This is a genomic window from Varibaculum vaginae (assembly GCF_900604285.1).
Classification (GTDB): domain Bacteria; phylum Actinomycetota; class Actinomycetes; order Actinomycetales; family Actinomycetaceae; genus Varibaculum; species Varibaculum vaginae.
Window position 1 is genome coordinate 551,544 of sequence record NZ_UWNY01000001.1, and the last position, 17,671, is coordinate 569,214.

At 53.4% G+C, this 17,671-nt stretch carries 10 protein-coding genes and 3 rRNA genes; 11 read left to right on the plus strand and 2 right to left on the minus strand.

The window, feature by feature from the left end; all coding sequences use genetic code 11:
• Positions 1 to 40: 40 nt before the first annotated feature.
• Genes argJ through argH form a run of 5 tightly spaced genes read left to right on the plus strand, consistent with a single transcriptional unit; the run spans position 41 to position 5,924 of the window.
• Complete coding sequence (gene argJ / locus EFB02_RS02330) at positions 41 to 1,150, plus strand: bifunctional glutamate N-acetyltransferase/amino-acid acetyltransferase ArgJ (protein ID WP_234992751.1); 1,110 nt, start codon at positions 41 to 43, stop codon at positions 1,148 to 1,150.
• On the plus strand, positions 1,147 to 2,043 hold the full coding sequence (gene argB, locus EFB02_RS02335) for an acetylglutamate kinase (protein ID WP_122820002.1): 897 nt from the start codon (positions 1,147 to 1,149) through the stop codon (positions 2,041 to 2,043). The genes argJ and argB overlap by 4 nt, the downstream gene beginning before the upstream one ends.
• Entirely contained in the window at positions 2,036 to 3,283 is a 1,248-nt protein-coding gene (locus tag EFB02_RS02340) for an aspartate aminotransferase family protein (protein ID WP_122820003.1), read from the plus strand. Before argB ends, EFB02_RS02340 begins: the two co-directional genes overlap by 8 nt.
• Complete coding sequence (locus tag EFB02_RS02345; RefSeq protein ID WP_327395320.1) at positions 3,280 to 4,494, plus strand: argininosuccinate synthase; 1,215 nt, start codon at positions 3,280 to 3,282, stop codon at positions 4,492 to 4,494. The genes EFB02_RS02340 and EFB02_RS02345 overlap by 4 nt, the downstream gene beginning before the upstream one ends.
• Positions 4,495 to 4,496: 2 nt before the next feature.
• Positions 4,497 to 5,924, plus strand: coding sequence for an argininosuccinate lyase (argH, locus tag EFB02_RS02350; RefSeq protein ID WP_122820005.1), 1,428 nt, complete (start codon positions 4,497 to 4,499; stop codon positions 5,922 to 5,924).
• Positions 5,925 to 6,578: 654 nt separating this feature from the next.
• Here argH and EFB02_RS02355 read toward each other — a convergent pair.
• A complete protein-coding gene (locus EFB02_RS02355; protein WP_200831528.1) occupies positions 6,579 to 7,283 on the minus strand; it encodes an NUDIX hydrolase in 705 nt (234 codons plus the stop codon).
• Between the two features lie 83 nt (positions 7,284 to 7,366).
• Here EFB02_RS02355 and EFB02_RS02360 point away from each other — a divergent pair, with 83 nt between their 5' ends.
• The 6 genes from EFB02_RS02360 to EFB02_RS02385 all read left to right on the plus strand — a co-directional run bounded on the left by EFB02_RS02360 (position 7,367) and on the right by EFB02_RS02385 (position 16,843).
• Complete coding sequence (locus tag EFB02_RS02360) at positions 7,367 to 8,434, plus strand: PTS sugar transporter subunit IIC (RefSeq protein WP_122820007.1); 1,068 nt, start codon at positions 7,367 to 7,369, stop codon at positions 8,432 to 8,434.
• 129 nt (positions 8,435 to 8,563) lie between these two features.
• On the plus strand, positions 8,564 to 9,826 hold the full coding sequence (tyrS, locus tag EFB02_RS02365) for a tyrosine--tRNA ligase (protein WP_122820008.1): 1,263 nt from the start codon (positions 8,564 to 8,566) through the stop codon (positions 9,824 to 9,826).
• Positions 9,827 to 10,329: 503 nt separating this feature from the next.
• Positions 10,330 to 11,869, plus strand: a 16S ribosomal RNA gene (locus EFB02_RS02370).
• A 285-nt stretch (positions 11,870 to 12,154) separates the two neighbouring features.
• A 23S ribosomal RNA gene (locus EFB02_RS02375) occupies positions 12,155 to 15,234 on the plus strand.
• 157 nt (positions 15,235 to 15,391) lie between these two features.
• Positions 15,392 to 15,508 (plus strand): 5S ribosomal RNA (gene rrf, locus EFB02_RS02380).
• Together the 16S, 23S and 5S rRNA genes form the textbook arrangement of a ribosomal RNA operon.
• Before the next feature lie 153 nt (positions 15,509 to 15,661).
• Positions 15,662 to 16,843, plus strand: a complete 1,182-nt coding sequence (locus EFB02_RS02385) for a glycosyltransferase family 4 protein (protein WP_122820009.1) — start codon at positions 15,662 to 15,664, stop codon at positions 16,841 to 16,843.
• Positions 16,844 to 16,845: 2 nt separating this feature from the next.
• On the opposite strand, the gene EFB02_RS02390 is transcribed toward EFB02_RS02385, so the two are convergent.
• A complete protein-coding gene (locus tag EFB02_RS02390) occupies positions 16,846 to 17,610 on the minus strand; it encodes an IclR family transcriptional regulator (RefSeq protein ID WP_122820010.1) in 765 nt (254 codons plus the stop codon).
• Positions 17,611 to 17,671: the final 61 nt, after the last annotated feature.

The following is a 17,671-nucleotide window of genomic DNA, read 5'->3' on the forward strand; positions in this document are numbered from 1 at the left end:
CAGTGTACCCGGATTCAAAGCCTGCGGGATTGCATCCGGAATGCGCCGCAGCGGGCGCAAAGATTTAGCTCTTGTCCTCAACACCGGCGCAAATCCGGTGGCTGCCGCGGTGTTTACCGCCAACCGTTTCGCTGCTGCCCCCGTGCTTTACTCGCGGGCGATGCTCAGTAAAGGGGGTGACGGCATGCGTTCGGTAGTGCTTAACTCCGGCAGCGCTAATGCCTGTACCGGCGAAAGCGGTCTTAAAGATACGGTGGCCACCGCGAAGGCAGTCGGGAATGCTCTGGAAATCGATCCGCGGAAAGTCTTGGTATGCTCCACCGGGATGATCGGGACGCCCTTGCCGATGGATAAAATGCTCTCTGGGGTTGAAACTGCAGTTCACAGCCTTAGTGAAGAGGGTGGCGCGGATGCCTCCTGGGCGATTCTCACCACCGATAACGAACCGAAAACTGTGTACTATCAGGCAAATGGTTACCAAATCGGGGGGATGGCGAAAGGTGCTGGAATGTTAGCCCCTGCTCTGGCCACCATGCTTTGTGTAATCACCACCGACGCCCTCCTCAATGCCGAAACTGCCCAAAAATCCCTGGAAGTTGCCTGCGCGAAAACCTTCAACCGCCTGGATTCTGATGGGTGTATGTCCACCAACGACACCGTGATATTGCTAGCCTCCGGGGAAAGCGGAAAAGTCCCCAGCGGATTTACGGCGGCGCTGACCGAAGCCTGTGCCCAGTTGGCGCGCAAATTAGCTGATGATGCGGAAGGTGCGCAGCATACGGTAGAGATTGCGGTTACCGAAGCTGAAAGCGAAGCCGGCGCTCTGATTGCGGCCAAAACTATTTCTCGCTCAAACTTGGTAAAAACGGCTATCGCCGGGTGCGACCCCAACTGGGGAAGGATCGTTTCGGAGTTGGGAACCGTACCCGAAAGTGTTTGCCCCTACGATCCTTCTAAAGTATCGGTGCTTTTCAACGGGGTGCAGGTGTGTAAGGACGGTGCTGCCTGGGGTAATCGTGAAGATGTCCCCTTTGACAGCCGTGACGTGCATTTAGAGGTGCGTCTGAGGGCGGGAGATGCCCAGGCCAGCGTGCTTACCAATGACCTTACCCACGAATATATTCATATCAACGCGGACTATTCATCATGAGTGTAAACAATCTATCTGCCGGAGATAAAGCCGGAATTCTGCTAGAAACCTTGCCGTGGCTGCGTGAATACTCCGGATCACGGATTGTTATTAAATACGGCGGCAATGCCATGATCTCTGAAGAACTCAAGGCGGCTTTTGCTCAGGATGTTAGTTTTCTGCACGAATGGGGGATTGAACCGATTGTAGTGCACGGGGGCGGCCCGCAAATTAGCTCAATGCTAAAAACCTTGGGAATTGAGGCTACATTCGTTTCCGGTCTTCGGGTTACCAGCCCGGAAGTAATGAAAGTAGTGCGGATGGTGCTCACCGGGATAGTGCAGCGCGAACTGGTTTCTTTGCTCAATGAAAAATCGATTGCCGCCATCGGGATATCTGGTGAGGACGGAGGGTTTCTTCGGGCAGTGAAAAAAGGAGCCATCATAGGGGAAAAGCGTGTTGACCTGGGGTTGGTGGGGGAAGTGACCGCAGTTGATCCCGGGCCGCTAGAAGATTTACTGCAGTCTGGGCGAATTCCGGTGGTCTCCTCAATTGCAGTAAATCAAGACAACCCTACGCAGGTTTTAAATATCAATGCGGATCTGGCGGCCGCGGCCGTAGCGGGAGCCATTGGAGCCAAAAGACTGATCGTTCTTACCGATGTGGAAGGGCTCTATCGTAAATGGCCAGACCCAAATACTCGGATTTCACAGATAACCGCCAGTGAGGCCGCCGAAATGCTGCCCGCCCTAGAAGCGGGGATGCGCCCCAAAGTACAGGCCTGTATTCAGGCCTGTCAGCAGGGGGTACCTAGAGCAACCATTATTGACGGGCGGGTTCCGCACTCGATGCTGCTAGAAATCTTCACCGACAGCGGATTTGGAACCATGGTGATGGGAGATAGCCATGACTAATATCGAATGGGTAAACGCCTACCAGGAAAATCTATTAGGGGTTTTCGGGCAGCCTCAGACCTGTTTTACCCACGGGAAAGGCGCCCGGGTGTGGGACGTCGATGGCAAAGAATATCTGGATTTACTGGCCGGAATCGCCGTTAACGCCCTCGGATACGCCCATCCCGAAATCGTGAAAACCATCAGTGAGCAAGCCGGTCGCTTTACCCACGTTTCTAACTTTTTCACTACTCCTCAGCAGGTAGAGGCTGCGGCGGCCGTAAAAAAGGTATGTGCTGCCGGATGGGGTAGCGAGGTGCAGGCGGAAATCACCTCCCAGGCACGGGTACTGTTCGTGAACTCAGGCACCGAAGCCAATGAAGCTGCCCTGAAAATGGCGCTAGCTGCCCAGCCGGGAGGGCGAGCGATTGCGTTGAAAGGCGCATTCCATGGCCGCACCCTGGGCTCGCTGTCTTTGACGTATAAAGCTCCCTACCGCGAGCCTTTTGCTCCTTTCGTGGGGCCCACCGAGTTTGTGGAGGCTTCGGTATCAGGAATCCAGGGGGTAGATCCGAAAGGAATCACCGCAATCTTCCTGGAACCCCTGCAAGGGGAGGCAGGTGTAATCCCCCTAGCCCCCGACGTTTTAGCGGCGGCTCGCGGCCTCGCCGACCAAACCGGTGCCCTGCTAATTTTTGACGAAGTGCAAACCGGGATGGGCAGATGCGGAAAATGGCTCGCCCACCAGGGAATCTGCTACCACGGAAAAGAAATAATCCCGGATGTGGTGACCCTGGCGAAAGGCTTGGGCGCCGGAGTGCCGGTAGGGGCTTGCGTGGCCATGAATGAACGCGCCGCCAGCGCCTTAAAACCAGGACGTCATGGTACTACTTTCGGAGGGAATCCGCTGGTAAGTGCAGTAGTGGCGCGGACTATTGCCCTAATGGAGGAGCTGGATTTACCGGCTCACGCTGCCAGAGTTGGGGATGCCTGGATACAGGCGATTGCCGAGGCTAAAATCCCGGGGATCAAGGCTACGCGCGGGCAGGGGCTGCTGCGCGGCCTTATCCTCGAAAAAAATATTGCCCCAGATCTGGCAAAAGCACTGTTTAAGGCGGGGTTTATCGTAAATGCCCCGGCGGCGAACATAATCCGTTTGGCGCCGCCCCTAATTATTGAACTTGCAGAAGCAAAAACCTTGATACCAGCGTTAAAAGAAGCGATAGCGCAGGTAGAACTAGACCTAGGAAAAGGAGAATAACCATGAGTAAAGATCGGGTAGTACTGGCATATTCGGGAGGCTTGGACACTTCGGTAGCCATCGGCTGGATCGGGGAACAAACCGGTAAAGAGGTGATCGCCTGCGCAGTGGACGTAGGGCAAGGCGGGGAAGACCTGGAAGTAATCCGTCAGCGCGCTCTCGATTGTGGGGCGGTCGACGCCTATGTGGCTGACGCTAAGGAGGAGTTCGCCGAAGAATATTGTCTGCCTGCCATCAAAGCTAATGGTCTTTACATGGATAAATATCCGCTGGTGTCGGCGCTTTCTCGGCCGCTGATTTGTAAACACTTGGTTAAAGTGGCGAAAGACTTTGGTGCCGATACCGTGGCTCATGGCTGCACTGGGAAAGGCAATGATCAAGTACGTTTCGAGGTGTCTCTCACCAGCCAAAACCCGGAAATTAAATGTATCTCTCCGGTGCGGGACTTGGCGCTAACCCGGGACGTGGCAATTAAATACGCGGAAGAGCACGAACTCCCGATTGAAACCACCAAACACAACCCCTTTTCCATTGACCAGAACGTGTGGGGACGTGCGGTTGAAACCGGATATCTGGAGGATCTGTGGAATCCGCCCACTAAAGACGTCTATGTTTACACCGATGATCCCGCCTATCCGCCGGTGCCGGATCAGGTAGTTATTAGTTTTAAGCAGGGCATTCCGGTGGCACTGGACGGGCAGGAAATGTCAGCTTTGCAGATTATTCAAGAAATGAACCGCCGGGCAGGTGCCCAGGGGATAGGTCGCTTGGATATGGTGGAAGATCGCCTAGTGGGGATTAAGTCGCGGGAAATCTATGAAGCTCCCGGCGCGGTTGCTCTGATTATTGCCCACCAAAACTTGGAAAACCTGACCTTGGAACGCGAACAAGGACGCTTCAAACGGCAAGTAGAACAGCGCTGGTCAGAACTGGTTTATGAAGGGCAGTGGTATTCTCCCCTCAAAGCCTCGCTTGATGCCTTCGTGGAAGACAGCCAAAAATATGTTACCGGCGATATCCGGATGATTCTGCACGGCGGGCGGGCAGTAGTTGATGGTCGGCGTTCTGAAGTAGGCTTGTACGACTTCAACCTAGCAACCTACGATTCAGGAGACAGCTTTGACCAGTCCCTCTCACGCGGATTCATTGGAATCTATGGGCTGTCAACCCAGTTGGCAGCGGCGCGGGAACAAAAGGAAAGCAAGAAATAACTATGAGCAAACAGGTATCGCTATGGGGAGGACGCTTCTCGGGTGGGCCTTCCCAAGCTTTGGCGGCACTTAGCGTATCCACCCACTTCGATTGGCGCCTGGCGCTCTATGATCTAGCAGGTTCGCGCGCCCATGCCCGGGCGCTCGCGGGAGCTGGTCTGCTAGATGCGGAAGAACTATCGCAGATGCTGGCGGCATTAGGGAGGCTGGAAGCAAAAGTTAAAAGCGGTGTCTTTGCTCCGGATCCCGGCGATGAGGACGTGCATACCGCCTTGGAGAGGGGGCTGTTAGGCGAGGCTGGAGAGCATTTAGGGGGGAAACTGCGTGCTGGACGTAGCCGTAACGACCAGATCGCCACCCTGATTCGGATGTATCTGCGGAACCAGGCGCGCGCCCTCGCTGAGCGCATTATCGAGGTAGTGGAGGCTCTTTTGGGACAGGCGAAAGCTGCCGGGGATACAGTCATGCCTGGGCGTACCCATATGCAGCACGCCCAGCCGGTATTGCTTGCCCACCAGTTACTCGCCCATGTATGGCCCTTACTGCGAAATATCCAGCGTTTTCAGGATTGGGATTACCGTGCTGCCGCCAGTCCCTATGGTTCCGGAGCGCTCGCCGGCAACACTCTGGGGTTAGACCCAGTTCAAGTGGGGGAAGACCTGGCTTTTGACCGGGTAGTGGAAAACTCTATCGACGGAACCGCCACCCGTGACCTGGTCGCCGAGTTTGCGTTCATCTGTGCTCAGGCCGGGATTGATATTTCCTCCCTTGCAGAAGAAATCATTATTTGGAATACCAAAGAATTCGGGTACGTTACCTTGGATGATGCCTTCTCCACTGGGTCATCAATTATGCCGCAAAAGAAGAATCCGGACGTAGCGGAGTTGGCGCGAGGTAAAGCCGGCCGGATGATTGGGGATTTAACCGGTCTACTGACAGTCCTAAAGGGGTTGCCCTTCGCCTATGCGCGTGATCTGCAAGAAGATAAAGAACCAGTTTTTGACCAGATCGACACTTTAGAAGTTTTGCTGCCGGCTGTAAGCGGGATGGTAGCCACTATGAAGATTGATTATCCCCGGCTAGAAGAACTCGCGCCCCAAGGGTTTTCGCTGGCCACCGATATTGCCGAGTGGCTAGTGGCGCAGGGAATGCCCTTCCGGCAGGCACATGAAGTTTCTGGATTCTGCGTGCGTGAATGCGAAGAAAACGGGATTGAGCTAGCAGATTTGAGTGACGAACAATTTGCCGCTATCGACCCGCTGCTAACCTCCGATGTGCGGGAAGTGCTCAGTCCTGCTGGTTCGGTGCGCGCCCGCGCTGGACGCGGAGGTACGGCGCCTGTGCAGGTTGCGCGGCAGATCGAATCTGCCGAAGAACAGATAGCGCGCATTCGCACAGATTTCGCCGGCAAACACCTGGAATTTAAATAATCATTTTTTTGTTTACGCGGGGGCTAGGTTTTTCCTCCTGAGCGAGGGTGACTGTCGAATCAGCACTAGTGGCGGCGGGTCTGGCTCGGTAAAAGCACTCCGGGGACCCCATGACCTGCTACGCAGGTCAAGCCCCTCTCGTATCTTTTACCGGCCGCGACCCTTGCATCGTGTGGCACAAACACGACTGCAATTACTCGGATAAAACCTAGTCCCCGCGCTTGGGCGATTCTTTGACCAAACAACTTCTCCTTTAGGTGTACTTGTAAAAGTACTGCTGCCTAGTCATATCTAGTGCGGGAAGTTTTTACTTTTTAATCCCGTCGTTGTTTTCCGCAAATCGGTTGCTTGCGCGCTGGAGGAATAATTCAGCCTACTAGCTGCATGGACGGTGTTTAGCCGGCTACGTCCCTTGCTGATTCTGATGCAAATGCGTTCGTAAGCGTAAAGGAACGGCGTTATTGTTGTTCGCTCACGCCACTTAGCAAACGCGAGGGCTAGGTTTTATCCGAGTGGGCGCGGTGGGCATAAGAATTCGGAAAATGCCTACGGTCTTTTTCCGAATTCTTGGGCGGGAGGAAAAACCTAGCCCTCGCGTGGAACGGATAGGAGGAAAAACTTCTGCCCCGGGCTTACAAGCGGCTCTTTCGTTTGTTAGGAAGGGCGGAGGATGGCGAAAGGGTCGGTTACCTGCAGGGAATTATTGGTAAAGCGGAAACGACGCGCGGGGCGTCCCCCCTTGGTGCCGGGGGCTTTGCGCTGGCCGGTGGGGGCGAGCTGCCCGCGGCGATTGAGCACCCGCTGCAGATTAGTGGGGGATACTTCATGCCCCAAGGCGGCCTGGTAAAGGCGAGTCAGTTCCGCCATGGTGAAATCTGGGGGAGCCAAGGCGAACGCAATATTGGTATAGGAAAGTTTCGCTCGTAACCGGTCTACGCCTTCGGAAATAATATCGGCATGATCGTAAGCCATCTGTGGCAAATCGTTTACCGGCACCCACTGGGCGTGAGCCGGAATCGTGGTAGTTACGTGGGCAGGCACTAGTCCTAAATAGGCGGTGGCGACGGTGCGTTGGCTGGGGTCGCGGGTGGGGTCAGAGCGGGTGCCAAGCTGTTCCATATAGGAAAGAGCGGCAATATCCATTTTTTCGGAAAGATGGCGAAAAGCGCTGGCTCCCAGGTTTTCTGCTGGTTCTAAAGGACCAGAAGGGAGGGCGGGTAAACCCCGAAAGGGGGAGTGTTCGCGGTGTGCTACCAGTACTGTTAGCTGCGGGGATTCTCCGCGGATTTGCAAGATCACGCTAAGTGCCTCATGCCGGTAGACGGCAACTTCTTCTGCGTCTCGCAATTGTGTTCTCACAAAATCTTATGGTAGCTTAAATTTCGGTTTTCGACTGTTAGACGAAAACCGAAATAGTTACCTCGAGAAGGAAAGTTTCCAAGATGAAACAACGTATAAAAGGCTGGTTATCTCTGTTCTTCATTGATGCGATGACCGGCATGGCACATGGACTGTTCGCCTCGCTGATTATCGGAACGATTATGGTACAAGTGGGCGGTTTTGTTCCGGGAATAGTCGGGCGAGGGCTGGTATTAATCGGTTCGGTGGCCTCGGTGCTTACCGGTGCTGGCATTGGGATGGGGGTGGCGCACCGCCTGAAAGCCTCTACCTTTGTGGTAGTAGGTACCGGCCTAGCGGGGATGATAGGAGCCCATGCCGCTAAAATCTTGAGTGGCGGAATTGTGGACGGTCTATCAATGCAACTAAAAGGGCCAGGGGAGCCCTTGGGGGCGTTTATTGCCTCCTTCGTGGCGGTCGAGTTCGGTCTGCTGGTTTCGGGTAAAACTCCGGTCGATATCTTGGTAACTCCTTTTGTTACTGTCACCTCCGGCGCTGTCGTAGGCCTGGCCATCGGGCCAGGAATCTCGGAGTTAATGACCGCTCTGGGAGCCATCATCAATTGGGGGACTGAGCGTCAACCTTTCCTGATGGGTATCATCGTGTCAGTACTAATGGGGATGATTTTGACTCTCCCGATCTCCTCGGCAGCCCTGGGAATTGTGTTGGGGTTATCCGGGCTGGCGGCCGGAGCTGCCACCGTAGGCTGTAGCGCCCAAATGGTAGGATTTGCAGTAGCCTCCTATAGAGAAAACAAAGTTTCCGGTCTAATCTCGCAGGGTATCGGCACTTCCATGTTGCAAGTCCCCAATATTATGCGGCATCCTCTAATTTGGATTCCCCCCACTTTGGCTTCAGCAATTCTCGGGCCGGTTGCCACTATGGTGTTCAAAATGGAATCCAATGCGGCCGGTTCCGGAATGGGAACTTCCGGCCTAGTAGGGCAAATCATGACCTGGAACGTGATGGGGGCTACTACCTCTTGGCCGGCTCTCTTGGGAATGATACTGCTTTTGCACTTTATTGCCCCCGCCCTTCTGTCTCTATTGTTCGCCGAGTTTATGCGGAAGAAGGGTTGGATCAAGGCCGGGGATATGTTGCTCGAAAAGTAGAAAGTATTCCGGATAGAAATCAAACCACCAGCTACATCTCCCGGTGGGTTAGACTAAGCCCGAGAAGACTATAGCCGTATTCGCCCAGAGGGTGAAGCGTAGGTTTAACCTGCAAGAGAAAGGAATATCGTGGCCGATATTATTGATGAGCTGGAATGGCGGGGCTTACTTGCTCAGCATACGGATCTGGAAAAACTACGCCAGGCACTTGCCAATGGGCCGGTCACCTTCTATTGCGGTTTCGATCCCACCGCTGCTTCTCTGCATCATGGTCATCTGGTGCAAGTACTGATGATGCGCCATTTACAGAAGGCGGGGCATCGTCCTATCGCCCTGGTAGGGGGTGCCACCGGTTTGATTGGGGATCCGCGGATGACTGCGGAGCGCCAGCTACAACCGAAAGAAGTAGTTGCGGGCTGGGTTGAACGCCTGCGGGGGCAAATCAGCCGCTTCCTGGATTTCGAGGGCGATAATCCAGCAATCATGGTTAACAATATGGACTGGATTCAGAACCTGGGAGCAATCGAGCTTCTGCGGGATCTGGGGAAGAATTTCAGGATGGGAACCATGCTGTCGAAAGACGCAGTGGCACGGCGCCTGAAATCCGAAGAAGGTATTTCTTACACCGAGTTCAGTTACCAAATCCTGCAAGCCTACGATTTCCTGCAACTCTACCGCCGCTATGGGTGCACCCTGGAAACTGGAGGAAACGACCAGTGGGGCAACCTGGTGGGTGGCATGGATCTAATTCACAAGGTCGAAGGCAAAGACGTTCATGTGATGACTACTCCCTTGATTACCAAGGCCGATGGCTCCAAGTTTGGTAAATCCGAGGGTGGGGCGATTTGGCTAGATCCAGAGATGCTTTCGCCCTACGAGTTTTACCAGTTCTGGCTAGGTGCCGAAGACGCTGACGTGGTTCGATTCTTAAAGGTATTTACTTTCCTGTCCCGCGAGGAAATCGAGGCGCTAGCAGTAGAGGTGGCCGACCGTCCTCATAAACGGGAAGCTCAAAAGGCTCTTGCCGCAGAGGTTACCCGCTTGGTGCATGGGGAAGAGGCATTGGATCAGGTGCTGGCGGCTACTGAGGCGCTGTGGGGTAGTGGTGATCTCCGTTCCGTGGATGGAAAGACCCTTAAGGGAGCAACTACTCATTTGCCCAGTGCCAAGGTGGAGGTTGGGAAAACTAACCTAGTGGACTTACTGATAGAGGCGGGTTTTGAGAAGGGTCGCGGAGCGGCTATGCGCACGATTAAGAACGGTGGCGCCTATCTGAATAATCAAAAAGTTACCGATCCGGATCGGATTATCACTTCCGAGGACGTATTGCCGGGTTCCTTGGTGCTTTTCCGGAAAGGTAAGCGTAATCTAGCTGCAGCTCACCTGCGCTAATAGCGTTCTATGGGCAGTGTGTGGGAGCTCACCGTCTCTCAGTTTGAAGTTTTCTGAGGTTAGTAGGTAAGTTAATACCTGTTGCTCCGGCAAGGGACTTCGGTTCTAGGCCAGTGGGTAAGATTGTTTGACTTGGTATTTAACAGATAAAAACTGGTTTTATGGCCTGTTTCACTTAGAAACAAGTTGAAAGTCAAAAACCAAATCTGTTAGACTGAGACTCGCGCGTTTTTCGCGCAATAACCTTTACCGGTCGATTTTGGTTGGTTTGTGGTTTGGTTGTTTGTGTTCTCGATAGTGTGTTTTTTTGTTTTGTTTGTGTGGGATTGAACTGGGTTTGCTCTGTTTTGGGGTGGGTTTGGTTTTTTCTGTTTATTTTGTTTTTTTGATGCTGATGATTTTGGAACGTTTTGTTTTTTGATTGTTGGTGTTTGTTTTTGCTGGATTGTTTTCTGGCTTGAACCTTTTTTTGGCCTGCTTTTTTGGTGGGTTGTTTTTGGTTTTTGTTGGAGAGTTTGATCCTGGCTCAGGATGAACGCTGGCGGCGTGCTTAACACATGCAAGTCGAACGGGATCCAAGGGTGCTTGCACTTTTGGTGAGAGTGGCGAACGGGTGAGTAACACGTGAGTAACCTGTCCTTTTCTTTGGGATAAGCTTCCGAAAGGGTGTTTAATACCTTATGTTCTGTCTGCCTCGCATGGGGTGGGTGGGAAAGGCTTTTGGCCGGAATTGGGTGGGCTCGCGGTCTATCAGCTTGTTGGTGGGGTGATGGCTTACCAAGGCTTTGACGGGTAGCCGGCCTGAGAGGGTGGTCGGTCACATTGGGACTGAGATACGGCCCAGACTCCTGCGGGAGGCAGCAGTGGGGGATATTGCACAATGGGCGAAAGCCTGATGCAGCGACGCCGCGTGGGGGATGAAGGCCTTCGGGTTGTAAACTCCTTTTGCTCTGAACAAGGCATGCCAATGGGTGTGTTGAGTGTAGGGGTTGATTAGCGCCGGCTAACTACGTGCCAGCAGCCGCGGTAATACGTAGGGCGCGAGCGTTGTCCGGAATTATTGGGCGTAAAGGGCTTGTAGGTGGCTGGTTGCGTCTGTCGTGAAAGCTCATGGCTTAACTGTGGGTTTGCGGTGGGTACGGGCTGGCTTGAGTGCAGTAGGGGAGACTGGAATTCCTGGTGTAGCGGTGGAATGCGCAGATATCAGGAGGAATACCGGTGGCGAAGGCGGGTCTCTGGGCTGTTACTGACGCTGAGGAGCGAAAGCGTGGGGAGCGAACAGGATTAGATACCCTGGTAGTCCATGCTGTAAACGTTGGGAACTGGGTGTGGGGGGCTTTTTTGTCTTCTGCGTCGTAGCTAACGCGTTAAGTTCCCCGCCTGGGGAGTACGGTCGCAAGGCTAAAACTCAAAGGAATTGACGGGGGCCCGCACAAGCGGCGGAGCATGCGGATTAATTCGATGCAACGCGAAGAACCTTACCAAGGCTTGACATGCACTGGACCGATCCAGAGATGGGTTTTCCTTTTTGGCTGGTGTGCAGGTGGTGCATGGTTGTCGTCAGCTCGTGTCGTGAGATGTTGGGTTAAGTCCCGCAACGAGCGCAACCCTTGTCCTATGTTGCCAGCAAGTTGTGTTGGGGACTCGTGGGAGACTGCCGGGGTTAACTCGGAGGAAGGTGGGGATGACGTCAAATCATCATGCCCCTTATGTCTTGGGCTTCACGCATGCTACATTGGCGTCTACAAAGGGTTGCGATACCGTGAGGTGGTGCGAATCTCTTAAAGGGCGTCTTGGTTCGGATCGGGGTCTGCAACTCGGCCCCGTGAAGGTGGAGTCGCTAGTAATCGCAGATCAGCAACGCTGCGGTGAATACGTTCTCGGGCCTTGTACACACCGCCCGTCACGTCACGAAAGTTGGTAACACTCGAAGCTTGTGGCCTAACTCTTTTTGAGGGGGAGCGGGTGAAGGTGGGGCTAGCGATTGGGACGAAGTCGTAACAAGGTAGCCGTACCGGAAGGTGCGGCTGGATCACCTCCTTTCTAGGGAGTTTTGTTTTTTGCGCAAATGGAATGAGAAAACACTTTCCCCCCGGGGCTTTGCTTGTTTTGGGTTTGGTTTTGGGGGGCTGTCGGGTATAGGGACAATCAGGCCTTGTGGGTTTGTTTGTTTGGCTCATTGACTTTTGAGGCTTTTTTGGTTTTGGGGTTTTTTGGGTTGGTTGTTTGTTTTTTGGAGAGTGGATGTGAGTGTCTTTGTGATGCTTTGAGTGAGAATCTTGTTCGTTGGCCGCCCTTTTTGGGTGGTTGGTGTTTTTGTTTATTGGTTTGTTTTTTGTTTAGAGCGTTTGGTGGATGCCTTGGCATCGTGTGCCGATGAAGGACGTTGTGGCTGGCGATAGCCTCGGGGAGTTAGCGAGCGAGCGTTGATCCGGGGGTTTCCGAATGGGGTAACCTAACCATAGTTGTGTGTGGTTGGACCGTACTGAAGTTTTTGTAGGTATTGGTTTGGTAGGGTGGGAAGTGAAACATCTTAGTACCGCCTTTTGTGAGATAGTCCGTGTGTAGTGGTGAGCGATAGCGGGTGTTGGCTAAACCGTTTGCGTGTGATACTCGGCAGGGGTTGCGCGGGCGGTGTTGTGGGGCAAAGTCGTTGAGAATCTGCCGGTTCTTGGAGCGTTTTTGTGTGTGCGAGGTGAACAGGTTGGGATGCCTGGCCGTAGACCGTGATAGTCGGGTAGCTGGTTGTGCATGTGGGGCGTTGGGTTTTGTTCCCGAGTAGCGCGGGGCTCGTGGAATCTCGTGTGAATCTGCCCAGACCATTGGGTAAGCCTGGACGGGCGCGGTGACCGATAGTGGATTAGTACCGTGAGGGAATGGTGAAAAGTACCCCGGGAGGGGAGTGAAATAGTTCCTGAAACCAAGCGTTTTTAAGCCGTCAGAGCCATGGGGTCTTTCGGGGCTGGTGTGGTGGTGGCGTGCCTATTGAAGAATGAGCCTGCGAGTTATGTTGCGTGGCGAGGTTAACCCGTTGTGGGGTAGTCGTAGGGAAACCGAGTCCTGGGGGCGTTTTAGTTGCGTGGTATAGACCCGAAGCGGGGTGATCTACCCATGGCCAGGATGAAGCGGCGGTAGAACGTCGTGGAGGTCCGCACCCACCAGGGTTGAAAACCTGGGGGATGAGTTGTGGGTAGGGGTGAAAGGCCAATCAAACTCCGTGATAGCTGGTTCTCCCCGAAATATATTTAGGTATAGCGTCCGTTTTTTGCTTGCGTGTGGTAGAGCTACTGGTTGGTTGATGGGCCTTGTTGGTTACTGAGATCTGCTAAACTCCGAATGCGCGTTAAGTAGGGCGGGCAGTCAGACAGCGGGGGATAAGCTTCGTTGTCGAGAGGGAAACAGCCCTGATCATCGGTTAAGGTCCCTAAGTGTGTGCTGAGTGGGAAAGGATGTGTAGTTGCGTTGACAGCCAGGAGGTTGGCTTAGAAGCAGCCACCCTTGAAAGAGTGCGTAATAGCTTACTGGTCGAGTGATTGTGCGCCGATAATGTAGTGGGGCTTAAGCATGCCACCGAAACTGTGACTGCGATGCTTTTGTGTCGCGGGGTAGGGGAGCGTCCTGCACTGTTGAAGCGGTCTGGTAATGGGTCGTGTGTGGTGTGGGAGTGAGAATGCAGGCATGAGTAGCGAGTCCAGCGTGAGAATCGCTGGCGCCGATAAACTAAGGGTTCCAGGGGAAGGTTTATCCGCCCTGGGTTAGTCGGGTCCTAAGGCGAGGCCGTCAGGCGTAGTCGATGGTTGAGCAGTTGATATTCTGCTACCGGGATGGGACCGTTTATAGCGCTTATTCTTTTGAGCTTGACGCCCTTTTTGGTTTTTGTCTTCCTTCGGGTTGGCAGGGATCGTTGGGTTTTGGGTTTTTGGTTTGAGTGTTTTAGCTTCGTGGTGACACAGTGAGATTGCCTGGCGCGGTGGTGGTTTACCGTGTTCAAGCCTGCAGCCTGTCTTCTAGGTCAAATCCGGGAGGCGTTAAGGGTCAGAGGTGATGGTGGGATCCTTTTGGGTCGATAACAGGGTTGGTCTGTGCTGTCGAGAAAAGCTGCGTTGTGAGGTGTTATTCCGCCCGTACCCTAAACCGACTCTGGTAGTTGGGTAGAGAATACTAAGGCGAGCGAGTGAATCGTGGTTAAGGAATTCGGCAAATTGCCTCCGTAACTTCGGGAGAAGGAGGCCCTGCCCCTTGAAACCGCTTTGCGTGGTTAGGGGGTGTGGGGTGCAATAGCAAGATGGAAGCGACTGTTTATCAAAAACATAGGTGCGTGCGAAGCTGTAAGGCGATGTATACGCACTGACGCCTGCCCGGTGCCGGAAGGTTAAGAGGAACTGTTAGCATTTATGCGAAGCGGTGAATTTAAGCCCCGGTAAACGGCGGTGGTAACTATAACCATCCTAAGGTAGCGAAATTCCTTGTCGGGTAAGTTCCGACCTGCACGAATGGCGTAACGACTTCTGTGCTGTCTTGACCGCGAACTCGGCGAAATTGCATTACGAGTAAAGATGCTCGTTACGCGCAGCAGGACGGAAAGACCCCGGGACCTTTACTATAGCTTGGTATTGGTAGCTGGTTGTGTTTGTGTAGGATAGGTGGGAGACGTTGAAGCAGGAACGCTAGTTTTTGTGGAGTCGGCAAGTGAAATACCACTCTGATGTTGCTGGTTATCTGAACCTCGGCCCATTATCTGGGTTAGGGACAGTGCCTGGTGGGTAGTTTAACTGGGGCGGTTGCCTCCTAAATGGTAACGGAGGCGCTCAAAGGTTTCCTCATCCTGGTTGGTAATCAGGGTTCGAGTGTAAGTGCACAAGGAAGCTTGACTGTGACACTGACGGGTGGAGCAGGTACGAAAGTAGGAACTAGTGATCCGGCAATGGCTTATGGAAGCGTTGTCGCTCAACGGATAAAAGGTACCCCGGGGATAACAGGCTGATCTTGCCCAAGAGTCCATATCGACGGCATGGTTTGGCACCTCGATGTCGGCTCGTCGCATCCTGGGGCTGGAGTTGGTCCCAAGGGTTGGGCTGTTCGCCCATTAAAGCGGTACGCGAGCTGGGTTCAGAACGTCGTGAGACAGTTCGGTCCCTATCCGCTGCGCGCGTTAAGACTTGAAGAAGGCCTGTCCCTAGTACGAGAGGACCGGGATGGACGAACCTCTGGTGTGCCAGTTGTACCGCCAGGTGCATGGCTGGTTGGCTATGTTCGGAAAGGATAACCGCTGAAAGCATCTAAGCGGGAAGCCTGCTTTAAGATAAGGTCTTTTAGGTTCCCAGTAGATCACTGGGTTGATAGGCCAGAAGTGTACACGTTGTAAAACGCAAAGCTGACTGGTACTAAATAACCATAAAAAAACAAGCAGTTAAAACACTTTCAGTGTTCAAGGCTTACTTAAACGTCACGAAGACGCTCACACTCACTCTCAAACCGTTAAACAAGACGGAATCCCGGGGAACCTGTTAAAAGGGATAGCAGCAAAACTCAAAAGGTATGAAACACGGGATTAAACAAAAGTCTTGTGGTGGTCATAGCGCCGGGGACACGCCCAGTCCCATCCCGAACCTGGAAGCTAAGCCCGGCAGCGCTGATGGTACTACGCCCCAACGAGCGCGGGAGAGTAAGACACCACCACAACCATTTCAAAAGGAGGCCAAACCCCAAAAAAAGGGGCTTGGCCTCCTTCATATAATAACTGCAGCTAGACGCGGATCGCAGATTCTAAACCACATAAAAGGCAATAACCACTAGCGGGGTCAGAACTCAAGAAATCAAAGACAGGCAGAGTATATGCGTATTGGGATAATTACGGATTGCTACTCGCCTCATATGGGGGGAATAGAAACTCAAACCCATAATTTGGCATTGCAACTCCGGCGGGCGGGTTACGAAGCAGAGGTTATCACTGCTACCCGCGCAGGATCCTTCGTGGGGCGCCGACTCGAAGATCAAATTCCGGTACATCGCTTAGGCATGCCCACCATTGGCTTCACTCCCATGAATCCTTTTGCCGCGTCGCTGTTTCGAGCGATTTTTCCTCACTTTGATTTGTTACACGTACACGTGGGAGTGGTTTCTCCTTTCGCTCACTTGGCATTAGCGGTGGCGGCGGAGGGAAACATCCCTACTTTGGCGACCTTCCATTGCGAGCTTTCCACTTGGGCTCCTCTGATGCGTGCCAGTAGATTTTTTGATCGTCTAGTCGAATCCGGGATAGTTTTTTCTGGAGTCTCTTCCCTAATGAACTCGCAGATAAACCGGATACTAAGTCCTCAAAATCGACGCTGTTGGCCAATAATTCCTAACGGAGTAGATACGCATTTTTGGGCGTCAGGTAGCCGGGGCATTCGTATTAACGGTCAGCCGGGAGTTGCACCAAATAACGTGGGTTATCCTAGTGGATCGTGTAATCCTGGCGGTGTTAAAGACTTCCAGGCTGTGAGCGCTATTCGTTTGATGCCACGCAAACGTCCCCTTGCCCTAATAAAATTTGTTGAAAGTGTAAATAATGTTTTGGGGTCACAAGCCTCTTTTTCTCTAACAATATTTGGAGAGGGCGCGTTACGACCTCTGCTGCGAAGACAGCGGCAAGTTACTAACGGTTCGGTGGTTTTAGCGGGACGCCAGGATGCGCGGGGTCTTTTAAATGCGTACCAGACAGCCGACATGTTCATTACGCTCTGCCTACACGAAAGTTTTGGAATCGCAGCGGCAGAAGCACGAGCAGGCGGGCTACCGGTTATCGTGCGCTCGCAGAGTCCGATTACTGATTTTGTTACGGATGGAATTACCGGTATTACCGCAGTTAATGACGGGGAATTAGCGGAAAAAACTGCTGCATCCCTGTTAAATGGAAGTCTTAGAAAAATACAGGAAAACTGCCGGCAGCAGCCCTGTCCGGTTTCATGGGAGCACTCATTAGAAGCGACTGTTAACGCCTATCGGCTCATTAAATCGCCAGCGGATGATTAAGACTATTTTTCCTCCGACTGGCGCCGCTTCGCGGCCATAATCCCTTCCGCGCGTCGCATAAAATCTGAGAGTCTACTGGCAGCAGCTACGACCGCCGGTCCGTGCACCCTGCCTGGTTGGCGCCCCATACGATCTATTGGACCGGAAACGCTTAGAGCTGCTACCACTTTTCCGGAAGCCAATCGCACCGGAGCCGAAACCGAAGCCAGCCCGGGTTCTCGTTCGCCGATAGATTGTGCCCAGCCTCTCCGGCGCACTACAGAAAGCTGGGTGGCGGTAAAAGATGCTCCCTGCAAGCCGCGATGCAGGCGATCTGGTTCCTCCCAGGCAAGCAAAATCTGCGCCGCAGACCCGGCTTTCATAGAGAGAGCGGAACCGGTAGGAGTTGAATCTCGTAGCCCCAGAGGTGACTCGCAACTGGCAACCACGATTCTTTGTTCTCCCTGACGGCGATACATTTGAGTGGATTCTTGCGTGTGTTCGCAAAGTGCCTTTAAAATCGGGCGCGCTGAAGCTAAGAGCCGATCTTCACCGGCAGCAGAAGCCAGTTCCCCGACTCTTGGGCCCAAAATAAAGCGCCCATTTACATCACGTGCCACGAAGCGGTGATACTCTAACGCGACCGCCAGGCGATGAGCAGTAGGACGCGCCAGACCGGTACTAGTAACTAGCTGAGCCAGGGTTCCCGGCCCTGCCTCTAGCGCACTGAGGACGAGCGCGGCCTTATCTAGAACGCCGACCCCGCTTCCTTCGGTTTGATTGTCCATGTTCTGATATTGCCATCTTAGAGCGTGGAATTCCAACTACACTTTCGGGAGATACGACAAG

What these genes read in the sequence shown, in the direction of transcription:
- argB (WP_122820002.1), top strand. Translation starts at nt 1,147, where the DNA reads ATGAGTGTAAACAATCTATCTGCCGGAGATAAAGCCGGAATTCTGCTA.
- EFB02_RS02340 (WP_122820003.1), top strand. Translation starts at nt 2,036, where the DNA reads ATGACTAATATCGAATGGGTAAACGCCTACCAGGAAAATCTATTAGGG.
- EFB02_RS02390 (WP_122820010.1), bottom strand. Translation starts at nt 17,610, where the DNA reads ATGGACAATCAAACCGAAGGAAGCGGGGTCGGCGTTCTAGATAAGGCC.
- argH (WP_122820005.1), top strand. Translation starts at nt 4,497, where the DNA reads ATGAGCAAACAGGTATCGCTATGGGGAGGACGCTTCTCGGGTGGGCCT.
- EFB02_RS02385 (WP_122820009.1), top strand. Translation starts at nt 15,662, where the DNA reads ATGCGTATTGGGATAATTACGGATTGCTACTCGCCTCATATGGGGGGA.
- argJ (WP_234992751.1), top strand. Translation starts at nt 41, where the DNA reads ATGCGCCGCAGCGGGCGCAAAGATTTAGCTCTTGTCCTCAACACCGGC.
- EFB02_RS02360 (WP_122820007.1), top strand. Translation starts at nt 7,367, where the DNA reads ATGAAACAACGTATAAAAGGCTGGTTATCTCTGTTCTTCATTGATGCG.